Genomic DNA, 3448 nt, shown 5'->3' with positions numbered 1-3448 from the left:
AGAATTGACAACCTACTGATAGGTAGTACAATGGCGCGTTACAAAAATCGTCAATAGGACACTCAATGAAAATCTACGACATCAAAGGCTTTCCAAACCCACTGCGGGTTCGCATCGCTCTGGCAGAAAAGGATGCAACGGACAAGGTTGAATTCGTCCCAGTGGATGTGATGAGCGGCGAGCACCGCTGCGATGCTTTCAAAGCGAAAAATCCGGATGCTACCGTGCCCCTGCTGGAGCTTGACGACGGCACCTGTATCGCCCAGTGCAACGCCATCACTGAATATATCGATGGCGTTTTCGATGGTCCTTCCCTAACCGGCGCAACCCCAAAGGAGCGTGCCCGCATCACGATGATGAATCTGCGGGCAGAAAACGGTTTGATGAACGCGGTCGGCGCCTATTTCCACCACGCTACTCCCGGCCTTGGTCCTGATCTGGAGACTTGGCAATGCGCCGAATGGGGCAACAAGCAGAGGGAAGTCGCTAGCGCTACCATGGCCTATCTGGATAGCGTTCTGTCGGAAAATGAGTTTCTCGCAGGCGACAACTTCTCTATCGCTGACATCACTGCCTTTGCGGGTCTGGCGTTTGCGGATTTCGCCAAGGTTGAAATCCCCGAGTCCCTGGTCAATCTCCATGCTTGGCGTGCAAAGGTTGCAGCCCGTCCTTCGATTGCCGGTTAATGCGCGATCTCCGGGTTGTAGGGGTCAAAGGAGTGGGTTTCATGGAGATCAACGCAGATTTTTCCAAGCGTGTTGTGGTGCATTCGCGCGAGTTGGAATGGCGACCCTCGCCCATGAAGGGGGTAGAGCGGCGCATGCTGGACCGAATTGGGGGCGAAGTTGCCCGCGCCACGACCATCGTGCGGTATGCGCCGGACAGCAAGTTCTCGGCACATACCCATACGGGGGGCGAGGAGTTCATCGTGCTCGATGGAGTGTTTCAAGACGAGCACGGTGATTTTCCTGTCGGCACCTATGTGCGCAACCCCCCAACGACGTCCCATACGCCAGGCTCTGACGAGGGATGCACGATCTTTGTGAAATTATGGCAATTCGACATGGCGGACCGCACACAGTTTCGCAAGGACATGGAAGCCGAACTGGGCACCCCGGTGGATGGCATTGCCAGCGCAATGCTATATGAGGACCATCGTGAGACCGTCACTTACAGCAGGCTTGAGGCGGGCGCAACTCTGAAGTCTGAGGTGTCCGGCGGGATAGAGCTGCTGGTGATAAACGGCGCTCTCACCGTGGAAGGCGAGATACTGGGAAAGCACACTTGGCTGCGCCTGCCCGAAGGCCAAAGCTTGTCCGCGATGGCGACGGGCGATGGCGCGAAAATCTGGATGAAGACAGGACACCTGCCATTTGCCAAAGCACCCGCTGCTTAGCCATGGCTACGGCAGATTCCCCGGCAGAGCTTACAGCACCACCGCTACCGACCCGCGGGTGTCTATCGTGACGACTGTGTGGCCAACAAAGACGAATCGGTTGTCCTTCGCTGGCGAGGTGTCTTGAGCGATGCTGACCGATACCCTGATCATCGGTGGTGGCCTGTCCGGGCTGGCCTTGGCTGCAAAGCTTGCTGCACAAGGCCGCGATTTCCTTTTGGTCGAGGCGCGTGACCGCTTGGGCGGTCGCATCCTGACCGTGCGCGAGGGTGCCGCTCATTTTGATCTGGGTCCCACGTGGTTTTGGCCAGGACAACCCTGGATCGCAGCGCTCACCGAACGCTTAGGGCTGTCCCGGTTCGATCAGTTCTGTCAGGGCGATGTGATCTTCGAGAATGAGCAGGGCCGTGTTCATCGTGGACGAGGGTATGCCTCAATGCAGGGGGCCTGGCGGCTGGAGGGGGGGTTGGGCGCCTTGATCGCGGCCCTTGAGAATGAGGTTCCGGCGCAACGACGCCGTGTTTCGACAACGATCCGTATGCTAACCCGGGCAGCACCGGGGATCATCGCAACGTCTGAGGATGGCGTGAGCATCCAGGCACGGCGGGTGGTTCTGGCCCTGCCCCCGCGCATGGCCGTAAGAATGTCCTTTACGCCGACGCTGCCAATCGCTGCGTTGACAGAGCTGGAGGGAATCGCAACCTGGATGGCAGGCCATGCCAAGGCCGTGGCTGTCTATGATCGGCCTTTTTGGCTTGAGGCTGGCCTTTCCGGTGATGCCATGAGTCGTCATGGTCCGGTGGTCGAAATCCATGATGCCAGCCCGGCCTCAGGCGGGCCTTATGCCCTTTTCGGGTTCATCGGCGTGCCGCCCAGGGCGCGATCCGACCAACAGGCCCTGCGCCGACAGATACAGGCCCAGTTGATCCGTCTGTTCGGACCAGAAGCCGCCACACCAAGTATTCTGTGTCTCAAGGACTGGGCTTATGACCGCTTGACAGCGACCGAACTGGACGCACAGGCGCCACATGTCAACTCGCAATACGGTTTGCCCCGCGTTCTCAATGGACTTTGGGATGGCGATTTGATCCTTGCCGGGACCGAGGTGGCGCCTAAATTCGGAGGATACCTTGAGGGGGCGCTGGAAGCATCGGAGCTGGCGCTGGCAAACCTAGGACACATAGAAAGGTGAAATGACAACGAACAGAGACACCAGAGTCGCCCTGATGGATTTTGCTGAACACGCAGCCCGGTCACGGGGTTTCGACGGCTTCAGCTATGGCGATATGGCAGAGGCGATCGGCATTCGAAAAGCGTCGATCCACCACCATTTTCCGACCAAGGCCAATCTTTCCGAAGCATTGATCGAGCGATATCAGACCAACCTGCAGCATCGCCTGGCCGAGATCGAAGCAACCCACGCCACCGCCGGTGCACGCCTCAAGGCCCTGATTGCCCTGTACCGAGCAGCCCTGGATGATGGCCGCACCGTTTGTCTGTGCGTTGCCTTTTCAACCAGCCGGGAAAGCTTGTCTGAAGTGGTCATCGCCAAAGTCAGCGCCGTCCGCGCAATGATCCTGCAATGGATCACTGCGACGTTCGAACTCGGCCAAAGGGACGGGTCCATATCGGCAATCCTTGATCCGGCATACGAGGCGCCCGCGACCCTGGCCATGCTGGAAGGTGCCCATCTCGCAGCGCGTACTGAAGAGGACCTTGTTGCGTTTGACGTCGCAACCCGACTGCTGAACGCCCGTTGTCAGTAGCTTTGGTCCAGTTCGTGCGCTTTTATTGGGCTACTCGCCCTCTTCCTTTAATTCTGACTTCCCCCCCATATCCGGTCACTTCTAAACTGGAGTTGGGCAGCTTTTCAGCTGTTGATCTGACCTCTTTCTGACGAACTCCCTCGGGGTCAGGTGGCCGAGTGAGCCATGCGGGCGGTGATGGTTGTAGTCATGCTGCCATGCCTTCAATTTCTCCCGCGCATCCTGCATCGTAATGAGTCGGACCTGATTTATTCAGATTGACGCAAAGGCCAAGCGATGGGCTGAG

The 3448-nt window shown here is 58.1% G+C and carries 5 protein-coding genes; 4 read left to right on the top strand and 1 reads right to left on the bottom strand.

Translation table 11 applies throughout. From position 1 onward, the window contains the following. Positions 1–65: 65 nt before the first annotated feature. From IV113_RS22705 to IV113_RS22690, 4 genes are all read left to right on the top strand, one after another. Positions 66–686, top strand: coding sequence for a glutathione S-transferase (locus tag IV113_RS22705; protein ID WP_056278490.1), 621 nt, complete (start codon positions 66–68; stop codon positions 684–686). A 41-nt stretch (positions 687–727) separates the two neighbouring features. Then, positions 728–1396 carry a cupin domain-containing protein gene (locus IV113_RS22700; protein WP_069048993.1) on the top strand — a complete coding sequence of 223 codons (669 nt, stop codon included), beginning with the start codon at positions 728–730 and terminating at the stop codon, positions 1394–1396. Positions 1397–1526: 130 nt separating this feature from the next. Then, positions 1527–2588: an FAD-dependent oxidoreductase gene (locus IV113_RS22695; RefSeq protein ID WP_291089958.1), complete on the top strand. Its 1062-nt coding sequence runs from the start codon at positions 1527–1529 to the stop codon at positions 2586–2588. 34 nt (positions 2589–2622) lie between these two features. Further along, entirely contained in the window at positions 2623–3162 is a 540-nt protein-coding gene (locus tag IV113_RS22690; protein ID WP_200959415.1) for a TetR/AcrR family transcriptional regulator, read from the top strand. Between the two features lie 81 nt (positions 3163–3243). Here the strand turns inward: IV113_RS22690 and IV113_RS26300 are convergent, their stop codons facing one another. Continuing rightward, a complete protein-coding gene (locus IV113_RS26300) occupies positions 3244–3390 on the bottom strand; it encodes an integrase core domain-containing protein (RefSeq protein ID WP_363318655.1) in 147 nt (48 codons plus the stop codon). Positions 3391–3448 lie beyond the last annotated feature (58 nt).

It is taken from the genome of Hydrogenophaga sp. (assembly GCF_018780385.1).
Classification (GTDB): domain Bacteria; phylum Pseudomonadota; class Gammaproteobacteria; order Burkholderiales; family Burkholderiaceae_C; genus Hydrogenophaga.
The sequence above is the reverse complement of the archived record's forward strand: the minus strand, read 5'-3'. Positions and strand labels throughout refer to the sequence as shown.